The 15593-nt window shown below is 72.6% G+C and carries 13 protein-coding genes; 1 reads left to right on the forward strand and 12 read right to left on the reverse strand.

All coding sequences use genetic code 11. The features are described 5' to 3' along the window. Positions 1 to 62 precede the first annotated feature (62 nt). The 5 genes from OHA37_RS36655 to OHA37_RS36675 form a co-directional block, all read right to left on the reverse strand. Positions 63 to 1310 carry an MFS transporter gene (locus OHA37_RS36655; protein ID WP_266912017.1) on the reverse strand — a complete coding sequence of 416 codons (1248 nt, stop codon included), beginning with the start codon at positions 1308 to 1310 and terminating at the stop codon, positions 63 to 65. After that, positions 1307 to 2692, reverse strand: coding sequence for a GH1 family beta-glucosidase (locus OHA37_RS36660; protein WP_266912019.1), 1386 nt, complete (start codon positions 2690 to 2692; stop codon positions 1307 to 1309). Before OHA37_RS36660 ends, OHA37_RS36655 begins: the two co-directional genes overlap by 4 nt. A gap of 81 nt (positions 2693 to 2773) precedes the next feature. Next, on the reverse strand, positions 2774 to 3343 hold the full coding sequence (locus OHA37_RS36665) for a DUF305 domain-containing protein (RefSeq protein WP_266912021.1): 570 nt from the start codon (positions 3341 to 3343) through the stop codon (positions 2774 to 2776). After that, positions 3319 to 4689, reverse strand: coding sequence for a DUF1996 domain-containing protein (locus OHA37_RS36670; protein ID WP_266912023.1), 1371 nt, complete (start codon positions 4687 to 4689; stop codon positions 3319 to 3321). Before OHA37_RS36670 ends, OHA37_RS36665 begins: the two co-directional genes overlap by 25 nt. Positions 4690 to 4782: 93 nt before the next feature. Beyond that, the gene (locus tag OHA37_RS36675; protein WP_266912025.1) at positions 4783 to 6498 is read right to left on the reverse strand and encodes a discoidin domain-containing protein; all 1716 of its coding nucleotides are present in this window, start codon (positions 6496 to 6498) and stop codon (positions 4783 to 4785) included. 373 nt (positions 6499 to 6871) lie between these two features. Between OHA37_RS36675 and OHA37_RS36680 the strand changes: the two genes are divergently transcribed. Beyond that, on the forward strand, positions 6872 to 7864 hold the full coding sequence (locus tag OHA37_RS36680) for a LacI family DNA-binding transcriptional regulator (protein WP_266912027.1): 993 nt from the start codon (positions 6872 to 6874) through the stop codon (positions 7862 to 7864). Between the two features lie 12 nt (positions 7865 to 7876). On the opposite strand, the gene OHA37_RS36685 is transcribed toward OHA37_RS36680, so the two are convergent. From OHA37_RS36685 to OHA37_RS36715, 7 genes are all read right to left on the reverse strand, one after another. Further along, positions 7877 to 8716, reverse strand: a complete 840-nt coding sequence (locus OHA37_RS36685) for a PaaX family transcriptional regulator (RefSeq protein WP_266912029.1) — start codon at positions 8714 to 8716, stop codon at positions 7877 to 7879. Between the two features lie 63 nt (positions 8717 to 8779). Beyond that, positions 8780 to 9523: a maleate cis-trans isomerase family protein gene (locus OHA37_RS36690; RefSeq protein WP_266913404.1), complete on the reverse strand. Its 744-nt coding sequence runs from the start codon at positions 9521 to 9523 to the stop codon at positions 8780 to 8782. 106 nt (positions 9524 to 9629) lie between these two features. Further along, entirely contained in the window at positions 9630 to 10544 is a 915-nt protein-coding gene (locus tag OHA37_RS36695; RefSeq protein ID WP_266912031.1) for a fumarylacetoacetate hydrolase family protein, read from the reverse strand. 125 nt (positions 10545 to 10669) lie between these two features. Beyond that, the gene (locus tag OHA37_RS36700) at positions 10670 to 11782 is read right to left on the reverse strand and encodes a cupin domain-containing protein (RefSeq protein WP_266912033.1); all 1113 of its coding nucleotides are present in this window, start codon (positions 11780 to 11782) and stop codon (positions 10670 to 10672) included. After that, complete coding sequence (locus tag OHA37_RS36705; RefSeq protein ID WP_266912035.1) at positions 11779 to 12801, reverse strand: carbon-nitrogen hydrolase family protein; 1023 nt, start codon at positions 12799 to 12801, stop codon at positions 11779 to 11781. The genes OHA37_RS36700 and OHA37_RS36705 overlap by 4 nt, the downstream gene beginning before the upstream one ends. Positions 12802 to 12821: 20 nt before the next feature. Beyond that, a complete protein-coding gene (locus OHA37_RS36710) occupies positions 12822 to 15113 on the reverse strand; it encodes an oxidoreductase (protein WP_266912037.1) in 2292 nt (763 codons plus the stop codon). After that, positions 15104 to 15580, reverse strand: a complete 477-nt coding sequence (locus tag OHA37_RS36715; RefSeq protein WP_266913406.1) for an acyl-CoA thioesterase — start codon at positions 15578 to 15580, stop codon at positions 15104 to 15106. The genes OHA37_RS36710 and OHA37_RS36715 overlap by 10 nt, the downstream gene beginning before the upstream one ends. Between the last annotated feature and the right edge of the window lie 13 nt (positions 15581 to 15593).

The following is a 15593-nucleotide window of genomic DNA, read 5'->3' on the forward strand; positions in this document are numbered from 1 at the left end:
CAAATCGACCCAAAAGGGTGAGAAATGTGCCCGGTCTCACGATCCGGGCACCGGAGGGCCCGCTACGGAACCGAGCGGATCCGCCTGACCAGCAGCGATCCCGCCAGGGCGAGGGCGCCCGCCAGCGCGTACAGGGCCGTGTATCCGCCGAGGTGGGTGACGACCGGGGCCGCGATCACCGGGGCCAGCACCTGGGGCAGCGCGTTGGCGATGTTGATGACGCCCAGGTCCCTGCCCCGGTCCTCGGCGGTCGGCAGCACGTCCGTGAGCAGGGCGAAGTCCACCGCCGTGTACACGCCGTAGCCGAGGCCCAGGACGAGCGAGGCCACGATGGCGCCGGTCCAGGTCTGCCAGACGGCGAGCAGCAGCGTGGCCGCGGCGATGACCAGCCCCGACCGGATGACGTAGGACTTGCGGCGGCCGCTGCGGTCGGACCGGATGCCGCTGATCACCACCGTGGCGAGCAGGGTGAGGGCGTTGAGCGCCGTGAGGATCAGGACCCCGGTGTCCGCGTCGCCCCGGTAGCGCACGGCGTCGGTCAGGTAGTAGAGCAGGTACATCGTGCTGATGGAGTACGAGAGGTTCATCAGGAACCGGGTCAGCCAGGCCCAGCCGAAATCGGGATGGCGCCGCGGGTCGATCCAGAAGCCGGTCAGGAAGCCGCGCCACCGGAAGGCCGGCCGGTCGGCGGGGGCGAGCACCGAGTCCCGCCGCATCAGTACGTACGGCACGGCCGCGAGGACCGAGAAGGCCGCGCAGGCCAGATATCCGGCGGTGATCCCGCCCGCTACGGTGGCCAGCGCCGTGCCGATCAGGATCCCGATGACCTGGGAGACGCCCAGCCAGCCGCCGACCAGCCCGCGGCGGCGGACCGGGACCTGGTCGGGTACGGCGGCGGTGAGCGCGGCGAAGGCGGCGTTGAGGGCGAGCTGCACCAGGCACCAGCCCGCGATCACCACGGCGACGCTCTGCGCGAGCCCGAGCACCACCAGGCCCGCCGCCCCGCCCGTCACCCCGGCGACCACCCAGGGGATGCGGCGGCCCGCGCGCGCCGTCGTACGGTCGGACAGCGCTCCGAAGACGGGATTGGCGACCATCGAGACGGCCGCCCCCAGCCCCGTCACCAGGGCGAGGGTGGACGCCTTGTTCTCCGGGGTGAGGAACTCGGCCTGGCGTGCCAGCAGCAACTGGAGCGGGCCGAACCAGCCGACCCACACCCCGAGGTTGGCGAGGGACAGCGCGCTCACCCACCGGCCGCCCGGCGGCGTGGCGGCCTCCGTGGCCGCCGCGGCCTTCGGCCCGGCGGTCACCTGCCGCTCTTGATCAGGTCGCGGTACCAGGCGTACGACTCCTTGGGGGTCCGGGCGAGGGTCTCGTAGTCGACGTGGACGAGGCCGAACCGCTGCCGGTAGCCCTCCGCCCACTCGAAGTTGTCGAGGATCGACCAGATGAAGTAGCCGCGGACGTCGGCCCCCTCGGCCATCGCCTCGTGCAGGGCGCGCACGTGGCCCTCGTGGTAGGCGATCCGGCGCGCGTCCTCGATCCGGCCCGTGCCCGGATCCGGACCGTCCCCGTACGAGCAGCCGTTCTCGGTGATGTACAGCGGCGGCAGCCGGTCGCCGTAGCGCTCGCGCAGGGTGGCGAGCAGCTCGCGCAGCCCGTCCGGGACCACCGGCCAGTCGAAGTCGGTGCGTTCGTACCCCTCGATCTCCCGGATGGCGAAGGGGAGGCCGGAGGGGATCTCGATCCCGCCGAAGGCGGAGGCGGCGGCCGGGGTGGGGGCGCCGACGAGCATCGGGTTGTAGTAGTTGACCCCGTACCAGTCCAGCGGTGCCGAGATCGCCTTGAGGTCCTCGGCCACCGGGCCGGGCAGCAGGGATTCCAGGCCGTCCGGGTAGGCGCCGGTCAGGATCGGGTCGGCGAAGAGGCGGTTGGTGAGGGTGTCGTACAAGTCGGCGGCGGCCCGGTCCTCTTCGCCCTCGCCGGCGGCCCATACGGGGCTGTGCGAGGCGGCTATCCCGATGTTGCGGGCGCCCGCCGCGCGCAGGGCCTGTACGCCCAGACCGTGGGCCAGCAGCTGGTGGTGGGCCGCGGGCAGGGCGTCGAACACGAGCTGCTTGCCGGGGGCGTGTTCGCCGAGGCCGTAGCCGAGGAGGGTCACCTCGGCGGGTTCGTTGATGGTGATCCACATGGGCACCCGGTCCGCCAGCCGCTCCGCGACCACCGAGGCGTACGCCGCGAAACGCTCGGCCGTGTCCCGCTCCAGCCAGCCGCCCCGTTCCTCCAGGGCGAGCGGGGTGTCCCAGTGGAAGAGGGTGGGCACCGGATCGATCCCCGCGGCGCACAGCTCGTCCACCAGCCGGTCGTAGAAGTCCAGCCCGGCCCGGTTGACGGCCCCGTGCCCGTCGGGCAGGACCCGCGACCAGGAGACGGAGAACCGGTAGGCGTCCACGCCCAGTCCACCCATCAGCGCCACGTCCTCGCGGTAGCGGCGGTAGTGGTCGGTGGCCACCTCCGCGTGCGAGCCGTCCTTGACGCGCCCCCGCTCCCGGGTGAAGGCGTCCCAGGAGGAGGGCCCCCGGCCGTCGGCGGTGGGCGAGCCCTCGATCTGGAAGGCGGAGGCGGAGACCCCCCAGCGGAAGCCGGCCGGGAAACGGGGCACGGAAGGCGTGGGCGGTACGGACGCTGTCATGCGGACTCGCTTCGGTCTCGGGGACGTTCACGGCACTTTCGGGTCCCCGGACCCGCCCTGTCAATGGAAAGTGAACAATTCTCAACTTTTACCGGAGCGTGCCGCGTCGAGCAGGGCGAGCTGTTCCGAGCCGGCCTTCTCCAGCTCACCGGCGAGCTCCCGCGCCTCCCCGGCCCCGCCCGAGGCGCGTTCACCCGCGCAGAGCAGCAGGGACTGCGCGAGGTGGGCGCGCAAGGCGGTGGCGAAGAGCCGGTCGAACTCCTCCCCCGACAGGGCTCCGGCCCTGCGCAGGGTGTCGGCGGACACCATGCCCGGCATGTCGTGCCCCTCGTGCGGGCGGGTGTCGGGCGCCCCGGACCGGGCCAGGAGCCCGCGCAGCACGGCCAGTTCGGCCTCCTGCCGGTCCGCCGCCCGCCCTGCGAACCGCGCCAGCGCCGGGTCCGCGGTGCGCGCCGGCGCCAGATCCGTCAGCAGCCGGGCCCGCTCGTCCATCGGGATCATCAGCTGGATCCAGGCGACATCGGTGGCGTTGAAGGCCGCGGCCCGCGGCGTCCCGGCCACCGGCTGCGTGCTGCAGCCGGTGACCAGGAGCGCCGCGAGCAGCAGCACCCGTACGGGCCGCCGGCTCAGAACGTACCGGCGGAGTTGCACTTGGCGCTCTGTACGACGCAGTCCTTCACGCGCTGCCCCAGGGCCGCGTTCTCCCAGGCGTTGAAGAAGTCGCCGTGGATGGAGGAGGCCATGCCCGAGGACAGGGAGAGGCCGTCCGGGTTGCCGCCGGTCGGGTAGCCGATCACGAAGGAGACGGAGGGGATGGCCACCGGATAGGCGCCCCCGCACTTGCCGTTGACGGTGGTGAAGGAGACGTGCGACTTGTGGTCGGGGCTGTCGAGGTGCTTGCCGTCCCAGCAGTCGGGGAAGACGAGCTGGTACACGAGCTTGGCGTTCGGCGCGCACACCGGCCAGTTGCCGTCGGCGCTGCGGCCGATCTCGCCGCCCTCGCCCGCGCACCAGAACTGGTTCACCGAGCCGGCCGGAGTGGGCACCTGAGATCTGGCGTTGCCCGCGATCATCCGGAAGCCCTGCGGGAACGGCACCGTGGCCGTGGGGTCGGCCAGCCGGGACCCGTAGTAGACGATCATCCCCTCGGGCTCGACGGCCTTCCCCCGCTCGTAGAGGGTCGGGATCCAGTAGCTGGAGAGGTCCTTGGCGGGGGCGCAGCTCGTCGCGGTGTGCGCGGCCAGGGACTCCGCCGTGCTGAAGGCGTCCGTACTGCGGTTGCCGAAGAAGCTGTGCATGTGCGACGCACCCGGCAGGCCCGGGGCCACGATCGGGTCGTCGGGCTTGGAATGGCTGTAGACGCAGGTGGCGTTGAACTCCGGGACCCGGACGGCGTTCGCGGGGACGGGCGCCGGGGTCATCGCCCGGAATCCGGCCAGCTGCGCGTCCCACTTCGCCTGGTCCACCTTCACCCAGCCCTGCGAGGAACCGGCGGCGAACGAGAACCAGTTGATGTTCACGAAGTCCCCGGCCCCGCTGCCGCGCAGGACCGCGAACACCGACTGGGGGCCCGCGGGATGGGCGGCCACGTCGGCGGTCCGCGTGGCCCAGCTCTGCCAGCCGCCGGTGGCGGTGATGTCGAACTGCGCGAGCAGCGGGCCCGTCACGGACCCGGTGCGCAGCTCGACGGCGCCGGCGCCCCCGACCGCGGAGGCCACCCGGGCCGAGACGGTCAGGGGGCCGGAGGCGCCCAGGTCGACGTTGTCGAAGCGCATCCAGTCACTGCTCGCCAGGTACGCGGCGTTCTGGCCGCCGCCCGTGTCGCCGGTCGTTTCGAGCTGTACGCCGGACTGCGCCGCGTACGACTCCGCCTGGACGAGCACGGTGTCGGCGGCCCGGGCGGGGGTGCTGGTCACCGTGGCTCCGAGGCTCGCGGCCAAGGCGGTGGCCAGGGCGCCCGCGAGGAGGGCGTGGAGCGTGAACCGGGGTTTTCGCATGGCGAATCCTGCCTGCCGGTGGGGGAGGGGGAGAGGGAGGGCGGAGCGGAGGAAGGGGGCCACCGGGCGGTGGACCGGGCGGCCCCCGGTGGGTCACTGGTAGACGCGCACGTAATCGACGAGCATCCGTGCCGGGAACGGCGTGGTGGCGTCCGTCGGACCGGGCCAGTCACCGCCCACCGCGAGGTTGAGGATCATGTAGTGGGGGTGGTCGAAGATCCACGGCCCGCGGGTGCGCTCCACCTGCTCCTTGTCGAGCGTGAAGACGGTCCGCCCGTCCAGGCTGTAGACGATGCCCTTGCTGGTCCAGTCGGCGGCCCAGACGTGGTAGTCGTCGGAGAAGTCCGCGTCCTGCGGCAGCTTGTACGGGCCGCCGATCCCGCCGCCGCCGTTGTAGGCGGGTGCGTGGACGGTGGAGTACGAGGTCTTCACGTCCTTGCCGAGGACCTCCATGATGTCGATCTCGCCGTTGTACGGCCACGGCCGCCCGGTCAGGAAGTCACCGCCCATCATCCAGAACGCGGGCCACAGCCCGTTGCCCTTGGGGACCTTGATCCGGGCCTCGACGCGCCCGTACGTGAACTGGAACGTGGCCCCGGTGTTCATCCGCGCCGAGGTGTACTGGCAGGTGGTGCTGCCGGTCAGCGGGTCGGGCGGGCAGCCCTTGCCGGGCGTGGCCTCCTTGCGGGCCTCCATGACGAGGTGGCCGGCGCCGTCCGTCGCGGCGTTCTGGTGGTCGGTGTAGTACTCCAGCTCACCGTTCTGTCCGGTGCCCGGGTCCGCCCGCCACTTGGCCGGGTCGGGCTTCCCGGCCGAGGGGCCGTCGAACTCGTCGCTCCACACCAGCCTCGGCGGGTTCGCGGGGTCCGGGGGCAGCGGCGGGGGAGTCACCGGGGCGCCGCCGGTGCCGTACACCTGGAACTCCCACAGCGAGTAGCCGTACGGGGTCGCGCGCTCGGTGCCGTACATCCGCACGTACCGCCCGGAGCCCGAGACGGTCAGGGTCTGTTTGAAGCCCGTGCCCGCCGTCGTGGAGTAGACCGAGGTCCAGGCGTTCCCGTCCGGGGAGACCTGGATCTGGAAGGACTTCGCGTAGGCCGGGTCCCACTGGAGGACCACCTTGCTGATCTGAGCGGGTGCGCCGAGGTCCACGGAGATCCAGCCGGGATCGGTCCAGCCCGTGGTGGGGCTGGTCGCCCAACGGGAGGCGGGATCGCGGTCGAAGGCCCTGGCCGGGACGCACTCCCAGCAGTTCCCGTCGGCCTGCGAGGAGGAGGCCGCGCCCGTCCTGCCGTACGAGAGGAGGGCGTCGCCGCCGCCGCCGGTGCCGGGGGCGCCGTAGACCTGGAACTCCCAGAGGGAGTAGCCGTATCCGGTGGCGCGCTGGGTGCCGTACATCCGCACGTATCGGCCGGTTCCGGAGACGGTCAGGTTCTGGATGCCGCCGGCGCCGGCGGTCGTCCCGTAGACCGTGGTCCAGTTCGCCGCGTCGTGCGAGACCTGGATCTGGAAGGCCTTGGCGTACGCGGCCTCCCAGTTGAGGGAGACCCTGCTGAGCGTGGCGGCGGACCCCAGGTCCACCTGGATCCACTGCGGGTCGGAGAAGGCGCTGGACCAGCGGGTGCCGGCGTTCCCGTCGACGGCGCTCGCGGGGCTGTAGCCGGGTTCGCTGCCGGAGACGGTCACCGATCTGCCCTGCGACAGCAGGGATTCGGCGGCGCGGGCGGGGGAGGCGGGGAGGGTGCTGAGGGTGAGGAGGGTGAAGGCGACGGCGAAGAGTAAGCCGAGGCGGCGCAGCGACGGAGGCACGGCGGCTCCTGGAAACGAGGGGGGAGGGGAAGTGTGGAGGGAGGCGGAGAGGGGGCTGGGGAGCGCTCCCTGAGGGGTGAGGATGGGGTGGCCCCCCAGGGCTGTCAAGGTGTCCCGTCATCCGGTGGACATATGGGCGACTTCGGTTCGTCCCCTGATGGAGCGTTCTCTCGATGCCCGCGCAACCCGCGGTGAGCCGTGCTGACCAGGCAGGATCCGGAGCGGGCCGCGACCCGGTCCGGACGCACGGGCAACCCACTGCGGAACTGCGACTGTTGACAGTCGATCAGGCTCCGGTCCACCATCGCGGGAGAACGCTCCCCCGCGAGCCGTCCGTCCGACCCGGCGGCGCCGCCGAACGGAACGGGCCGGAATGAAAAGACCCACGCTGGAAGTGGTCGCCGCCCGCGCGGGCGTGTCCCGATCGAGCGTCTCCCGTGTCGTCAACGGGGAGGCCACGGTCGCACCCGAGATCCGCGAGGTCGTCCTGCGGGCCGTGCGCGAACTGGGCTACGTGCCCAACGCCGCCGCCCGCAACCTGGTCACCCGCCGGACCCAGGCGGTCGCCGTGGTCGTCTCCGACCCGCCCCAGGGCGTGGTCTCCGACGACCCCCTCTTCTCCACCGTGGTCCGCGCCGTCAGCAGGGAACTGGAGGCCGCCGGAAAACAGGTCGTGCTCATGCTCGCCGAATCCGACCGGAGCCGGGCCCGGGTCGAGGAGTACGTGGCCGGCGGACACGTGGACGGCGTCATGCTCGTCGCCCTGCACGGCACGGACCCGCTGCCCGCGGCCCTGGCCAGGACGGGCCTGCCGGTCGCCTCGTTCAACCGCACCTGCGCCCCCGAGGTGCCGTACGTGGAGCTGGACAACGCGGCCGGCGCCGCGCTGGCCGTACGCCACCTCCTGGCACGGGGTCGGCGCCGGATCGCCACCATCACCGGACCGCTGGACCTCTTCGAGTCCCGCGAGCGCCTCGACGGCTACCGCGCCGCCCTGCGCGACACCGGCCGCCGGTCCATCGTGGCGCTGGGCGATTTCACCCGGGCCTCCGGAGCCGAGGCCATGCGGCAGCTGCTGGAGGACGACCCGGAACTGGACGCGGTGTTCGCGGCCAACGACCTGATGGCGATCGGCGCCCTGCGCACCCTGCGGCAGGTGGGCCTGCGGGTCCCCGAGGACGTGGCCGTCGTCGGCTTCGACGACATCGAGGCCGCCGCGTACACCGTCCCGGCCCTCACCTCCGTACGCAGCCCCATGGCCGACCAGGCCACGGCCACGGTCCGGCTGCTCCTGGGCCTGATCGAGGGAGGCTCCAGGGACCGGGTGGTCATGCCGAACGCCCTCGTGGTCCGCGAATCCTCCTGAGGGAGCGCTCCCTCAGGTCCCGCTCGCCCCGGACGCGCCCGTCACGTCCTGTACGTGCCGCAGGCCGGGCCCCGCCAGGACCTCGTGCAGCTGCTGGAAGACCTGCCGGGCCCCCACGGCGTTCCAGTCGGGGGGGAGCAGCTCGGCGGGCAGGCCCGGGTCGAGGTAGGGCAGCCGGCGCCACTCGGTGAGCATCGGGACGTAGTGGCGGAAGGCCTCGGCGGCGTCGATGCCCTCCTGCAGGGCGAGCTTCGCGGCGACCGGTGCGTACGCGCCGGTGAACGTGGCGTACTGGGCCTGGATCGCCGGGAAGTCCCACCAGGAGCTGACCGCTTCCGGAAGGTCGCTGAACGCGGCGTAGTCGGCGGCGGCGAACAGGTGGACGTACTCGCTGAGGCCGAGCCGGACGAGCATGTCGCGCGCGTCCTCCAGGAGCCGGCCCGGCGCCAGCCACACGCCGGGGGCGATGTTGCCGAAGCCGAGCCAGGTCAGCCTGGTGCGCAGCTGGTAGCGGTGGGCGCGCTCGGACTCCGGTACGGAGAAGACCGCCATGGCCCAGCCGTCGCCCAGGTCCGCCGGTTCGAGGCTGGCGAAGATGCGCCGGTCGCCGGCGTCGAAGACGGGATGGACGGCCGGGCTCAGCCGGTACCCGGTGGCCCCGCGGCGCTCCGGTTCGAGAACGCCCTTCTTCTTGAGCCGGGAGATGGCCGAGCGGACGGCCTGGCTCTCGACGCCGAGTTCCGACATGAGCGTGATCAGGTCGGCGACGGAGATCCAGCCGCCGCTCCCGCGCACGAAGGCCCCGTAGACCGTACTGATCAACGAGCTGGGCCTGAGGGGGCTGTCCGACATGATCACCTTCCCGTGGTGTGGGGTGGTGATCCTATCGAGGGGCGGCGGCCGGGCCGTCTCCGGTCACCCCGAGGCCGGCGTCCCCGGGAGCAGGGGAGCCTCCGCGTAGGCACCGGAGAGCAGATGACCGGCGCCGGGGGCGACGGCCGGCAGGTCGAGGGCGCGCAGCATCTGGTGGGCGGTGCAGACGGCCGCGGAGACGACCGGCTTGCCGAGCAGCTGCTCCGCCTCCTCGATGGCGCCGAGCGAGGGCATCTGCACGCAGGCCGACAGGACGACCGCGTCCGCGTCGGCGTAGTCCAGGGCGCGGGCCAGACCGGGCAGCCTGGCCGGGTCGTGGGCGGCCACGTCGAGGTTGTTCGGGATCTCCAGGGCCTGGTAGTCGAGGACCTCGATGCCCTCGTGGGTGAGGTAGTCGACGACGGTCTGCGTGAGCGGGCGCATGTACGGGGCCAGCAGGGCCACCTTCTTGGCGCCCATCGTGTGCAGCCCGTGGACCAGGGCGCCGGCGCTGGTGACCACGGGGGCGGGGGCCCCGTTCTCCACGGTGCGCCTGTGCAGGCGGTCCTCGGAGGTGCGGTGGTAGCCGAGGCCCATGCTCATGATGGCGACCAGGCAGGCGTAGCCGAGTACGTCGACCCGCGCGTCCGAGAGCTCCACGGCGCAGCGGTCGGAATCGGCGTCCATGGCCTTGAGCTGCTCGGGCGTCACATGGGTCATGCGCATCCGGCTGGAGTGGAAGGTGAAGCGGTCGTCGGGCGCGACCTCCATGCGGGCGCGCAGGATCGCCGGCACCTCGGTTTCCATGGTGACGTTGGAACTCGGGACGATCTGACCGATGCGGTAGGTACGGGGCGGCACGGGGGCTCCTCGATGGTCGGGACGGGGTGTTGGGGCAGGTGTCCGGCAGGGGTCAGCGGGCGTCGACGACGGGGTTGGCGAGGGTGCCGATGATCTCGACGGTGGCCTCGACGGTGTCGCCGGGCACGAGGAACTCGGGCGGGACCATGCCCGCCCCGACGCCGGACGGGGACCCGGTCGCGATGACGTCGCCGGGCTCCAGGGTCACGCCCGAGCTGATGTCGGCGATGAGCCGGGCGATGGGGAACAGCATGTGGCGGGTGTTGGACTTCTGCTTGGTGACCCCGTTCACCCGCAGTTCGAGGTCGAGGTTCATCGGGTCCGGGACCTCGTCGGCGGTGACCACGGCCGGGCCGAAGGGGGCGTAGGAATCCTGGCCCTTGGAGAAGAACCACTGGCCCGAGCGGCGCTGGTCGCGGGCGCTGATGTCGTTGACGATGCTGAAGCCGAAGATGTGGCCGTACGCCTCCTCCTCGGTCACCCGGAAGGCGGCCCGGCCGATGACCACGGCGAGCTCGCACTCCCAGTCGAGCTGCGTGGTGAGGTCGGCGTTGTGCAGGATCGGGGCCCCGGGGCCGGTGACGGCGGTGGCGGGCTTGCTGAACAGCACCGGACGCGGGGGCAGGTCCTTGTCGGTGTCCAGGCTGCGGCTGGACTCCTCCACGTGCTCCACGTAGTTCAGCCCGACCCCGATGATCTTGCCGGGGCGCAGCGGGGCGCGCAGGGTGACGTCCTCCAGCCGGTGTACGGCCCCGGCGGGCCGGTCCGCGGGGTCACCGGCCAGCAGCCGGGCGGCCGCCTCCCGGGCGGGGGCGCCGGCCCGGACGAAGGAGAGCAGGTCGGCGGGCAGGTCGACGCCCGCGTGCCGGGCGAGGGCCGCGAGGTCGTACACCAGGCCGTCGACCTGGGCGCCCAGGCGGTCGGCGGTGCCGGTCATCGGCGCGGTCGTGTAGGTCAGCAGTCGCATCGGTGGCTCCTGGAGGAGAGGCGAAGGGCGGAAGGGAGGGGAAGAGGGCGGAACGGAGGCGGCGCGGGGTGCGCCGCCGCACCGGGACCGGTGTCAGGGCCGGCGGTCCGGTGCGGCGACGCGGCTCAGGAGGCGGGCTGGTGCCCGCCGTTGTCCGGGTACGCCTCTTCACGGTGGAAGCCGAGGGACCGCATGACGGGGAAGTCGTTGAAGGAGAACAGGCAGGCGTCCTCGGACGGGTCGAGGTTGTGGTGCTCGTGCCAGGCCCAGGACGGGACGCAGAACACGTCGCCCTGCTTCCACTCGAAGCGCTGCCCGGCGATCACCGATACACCGCGCCCCTTCGCCGCCGTGTAGATCACCGACCCGGTGTGGCGGTGGGCCAGGGTGGCCTGGCCCGGGCGCAGCAGCTGCATGTGGGCGCTCATGGTGGGCATCACCGAGCCGCCGGTCACCGGGTTGGTGTACTCCGCGATGACCCCGTCGTACGGGGAACCCCCGGTGGCCGAGGCCAGGCCGCGCAGGGCCTCGTAGGTCTGCTCCCAGGGGTAGGCCAGCAGCGGGGAGTAGGGGCGGGTCCACTTTTCGCAGCCGTACGGGAGCAGGTTCGCGGCGTAGGTCAGGACCGAGGAGTTCACCACCTTCCCGGGCTGCTGGTACAGCTCGGGGTGGACCTCGTAGAACCCGGCGTCCAAGGCGTTGACCAGCGGGATGTCCAGGCCGTCCTGCCAGATCACCGGGGCGTCGGAGGAGTCGTTGCCGTGCTCGTGCCAGGTGCCGTTCGGGGTGATGGCGAAGTCGCGCGGGCCGACCTTCAGCTTCTGGCCGTCCACGATCGTCCACGCCCCGGTGCCCTCGTGCACGAAGCGCAGCGCCGCCGCCTGGTGCCGGTGGGCGGTCATCGCCTCACCGGGACCCATGATCTGCAGCCCGGTGTAGAGGAGGCCGGCGGCCGCACTGACGTCCCTGCGGCCGGGGTTGACCAGCATCACCACGCGGCGGCCCGCGTCGTCGGCCCGGACCAGGCCCAGCGCCTTGTGGACCAGGGGGCGCAGTTCCTCGTAACGCCACAGCGCCGGAACGGACTTGGGCTGCGGATACCAGGGCTCGATGTCGTTGGCCACCGTCCACAGCGCACCCGCCTCCAGGGCTTCGAGCTCGCCGTAGTAGGCGGTGAGTTCGGGGGTGTCGGAGACCCGGGCGCGGCCGAGCGCGGTGTCGTCCTGGTCGGTGGTCATGCGTCCTCCTCGGGGGTGGCGGTGGTCGGCAGGGCCGTGTGCGGGACGGTGAAACTGACCGGCCGGCGCGGCCGGTTGTCCACTTCGAGGCGGAAGACGTCGAAGCGGTTGTAGTGCCCGGTGATGTCGTGCATCTGCTTGGGCTGGATGCACCGGTTCAGGTCGATCTCGGCGTAGACGATGCCCTCGACGTCGACGAGCGGCTCCGTGACCGGGCGGCCGTCGGGGCCGAAGATGCCCGACAGGGCGCTGCGCGGCCGGGCGAACAGGGCCCGTACCTCCTCGTCCTCACCGGCGACCGCGTCGACGATCTCGGGCGAGACGGTGGAACAGGCCACGACGGAGAAGACCTTGCCCTCGAAGCTGTGGGCCGCGGTCCGCACGGCGATGGCCTCGGCCATGTCGTAGTCGGTGGGTGCCACGGGCAGGGCGATGTAGCAGGCAGCGTGCACCAGTTCGCCCTGGGCCAGGAGGGTGAAACGGGCCAGGGTGTTGGTGTTCTCCCCGCAGGCCAGGGCGCCGACCGGGCCGACGGGGGTCTGGTGGACGCGCAGGGAACTGCCGTCGCCGCCGGTCCAGGTGAGCTTCTCGGCCCAGGTGGGCACCAGCTTGCGGTGCACGCCGAGCAGTTCGCCGTCGGGGCCGATGGTCAGCAGCGTGTTGTAGAGCACGCCCAGGCTGTGCGGGGCGCGTTCGTTGACGCCGATGACCAGCACGACCCCGTACTGGCGGGCCGCCGCGCGCAGGGTGTCCACGTGCGGGCCGGGGATGTCGATGGACGCGCGCTGCAGGCGCTCGAACCAGGGCGAACCCTGGACCGGGTTCATCGTCCAGTTCCAGTACGGGTAGCCGGGGACGAACGCCTCGGGGAAGACGACGAGTTCGGCGCCCTTCCCGGCGGCCTCCGCGATCAGGGCGACGGCCTTGTCGACGGTGGCGGCGGGATCGAGGTAGACGGGAGCGGCCTGGACGGCGGCCGCGGTGAAACGGGGCAGGTCGTTCGGGGGACGGGTCTCCATGGGAATCTCGGCCGTTCCGTTCAGAGGGCCGGCGCGGCGACGCGCGGCAGCCATCGCTGGTGCACCGGTGCGGCGGGCCGCCGCAGCAGTTCGAGGCGGGGCGGCACCCGGTCGGTGCGCGCCGCCGGCGGCCGCGCGCTGCCGGCCCGCCAGGACCGGGCCCACGGCGCGGCCGGCCCGCGGTACCCCTGCGCCACGGCCGCGTGCAGGGTCCACAGCGGGTCGTGGAGCTGGGCGCGGCCCACCGCGCACAGGTCGGCGCGGCCCGCCAGGATCACCGAGTTCACGTCGTCGTAGGTGGAGATCGCGCCGACGGCGATGGTCGCCACCCCGGTGGTGTTGCGGATCAGGTCGGCGTACGGGGTCTGGTAGCTGCGGCCGAAGGCCGGCCGCTCGTGGGAGACGACCTCGCCGGTCGAGACGTCGATCCCGTCGGCGCCCGCCGCGGCCAGGGCGCGCGCGATGTGCACGGCGTCGGCCTCGTCGAGGCCGCCCGCGGCCCAGTCGGCGGCCGAGACGCGGACCAGCAGGGCCTTCCCGGCCGGCCACACCGTCCGTACGGCGCGCAGCACTTCGAGCGGGAAGCGCAGCCGGTTCGCGACCGGCCCGCCGTACTCGTCGGTGCGCAGGTTGGTCAGCGGGGAGAGGAACCCGGACATCAAATGGCCGTGCCCGTAATGGAGTTCCAGCACGTCGAAGCCGGCCCGGTCGGCGCGCTCGGCCGCGCGCACGAAGTCCCGTACGACCAGGTCCATATCGGTGCGGCTCGCCTCGCGGGGCAGTTGGCCGCCCTCCTCCCAGGGCAGCGGGGACGCGGCCAGGGGCCGGCCCCCGGTGGCCCGGCGGCCGGCGTGGGTGAGCTGGATGCCGAGGCAGGTGTCGGACTGGCCGTGCGCGAAGGCGGTGATCCGGCCCCAGGCGGCCTCCTGCTCGTCGGTCCACAGCCCCGGGCAGCCCGCGTCGGTGCGGCCGTCGGCGCTGACCGCCGTCATTCCGGCGATGACCAGGGCCGCGCCGCCGAGGGACTGGGTGCCCAGGTGGACGAGGTCGAAGTCGCCGGGAACTCCGTCGACGGCCGTCGACAGGGCCATGGGCGGTACGACGATCCGGTTGCGCAGGCGCAGGCCGCCGAGCCGGAAGGGCCGGAACATGGGCGGGACCGGCGCCGAGGCGTTGACGGCGGTGGTGAACTCCTCGTCGCGCACCCGCAGGTTGTCGTAGGTGACCCGGCGGCTGCGGGTCAGCAGGTTGAAGGCGAACTGGTGCGGGTCCTGACCGGTGTACCGGTCGATGTTCTCGAACCACTCCAGGCTGGCCTGCGCCGCCCGCTGCGTGGACTCCACGACGGGCCTGCGCTCGTCCTCGTAGGCGGCCAGCGCGCTCTCCACGTCGGGGTGCTCGTGCAGGCAGGCGGCCAGCGCGAGGGCGTCCTCCATGGCGAGCTTGGTGCCCGAGCCGATGGAGAAGTGGGCGGTGTGCGCCGCGTCCCCGAGCAGCACGGTGTTGCCGTGGCGCCAGGTGCGGTTGCGCACGGTGGTGAAGCGCAGCCACTTGGAGTTGTTGGGAATGAGCCGGTGGCCGTCCAGGTGCTCGGCGAGGACCTCCTCGCAGCGGCGGATCCCCTCCTCGTCACTGGCGCCGGGCGCGAGGTCCGGGCCGGCGGAACCGGCGAAGCCGCCGCGCTGCCACGTCTCCTCGTCCATCTCCACGATGAAGGTGGAACGGGCGTCGTCGTACGGGTACGCGTGCACCTGGAGCGTGCCGAAGTCGCGCTCCTCGACGATGAAGGTGAAGGCCTCGAAGACCTTGTCCGTGCCGAGCCACATGTAGCGGCCCGCGCGCTCGTCGAGATCCGTGCCGAAGGTGTCGGCGTAGGCGGCCCGGGTGGCCGAGCGCACGCCGTCGCAGGCGACCACCAGGTCGTATTCCGAGGCCAGTTGCTCCGGCGGAGGGGACTGCGTGCGGTAGCGGACGTCGATGTCCAGGGCGGCGCAGCGCTCCTGGAGGATCTGCAGGAGCCTCCGGCGGCCCAGGGCGGCGAAACCGTGCCCGCCGGAGGTGAGGGTCCGGCCGCGGTGGCGGACGTCGATGTCGCTCCAGCGGGCGAACTCCGCCGACATCGCGGCGTGCACGAAGGGATCGGCCTGCGCGATGCCGTCGAGGGTCTCGTCGGAGAAGACCACCCCGAAGCCGAAGGTGTCGTCGGGAGCGTTGCGCTCCCAGACGGTCACCTCCCAGTGCGGGGAGATCTGCTTGGCCAGGGCGGCGAAGTACAGGCCGCCCGGCCCGCCTCCGATGACTGCTATGCGCACGGGGCGCCTCCTCGGTTGTTCTCGATCAGTTCGGGGGCCTGCCGGCCCGCCTTCGTGAGGACCTCGCGGACCTCGGCGGGCCACGGGGTGGTCCCGGTCGCGCGGGCGGCGGAATGGGCGATGACCATCCGGCCGCTGGCGGCCACCGCACCGTCCGGGCCCTCGGGGCCCTCCGGGCCCGGCTCGCCGCGGACGGTGAAGGCGTAGTGGAGGGAGCTCGTGCCGACCTTGGTGACCCGCAGTTCGGTCCGTACGGCCTCGCCGAACCAGAGCCGGGCCCGGTAGTCGGCCTCGAAGTGGACCCGGGGCGTGCTGCCGAAGAGGTGCGACAGGCCCAGGCGGCGCAGCAGCACGGCCTCGGCCGCCTCGACCCAGCGGATCACGGTGGAGTGGTGGTAGTGGCCCGCCGCGTCGGTGTCGGTCCACTCGACCCGCCGCTCGACGACCACGCTCGGCAGGTCCGGCACCTGCGCCTCGGGA

It is taken from the genome of Streptomyces sp. NBC_00335 (assembly GCF_036127095.1).
Taxonomy (GTDB): Bacteria; Actinomycetota; Actinomycetes; order Streptomycetales; family Streptomycetaceae; genus Streptomyces.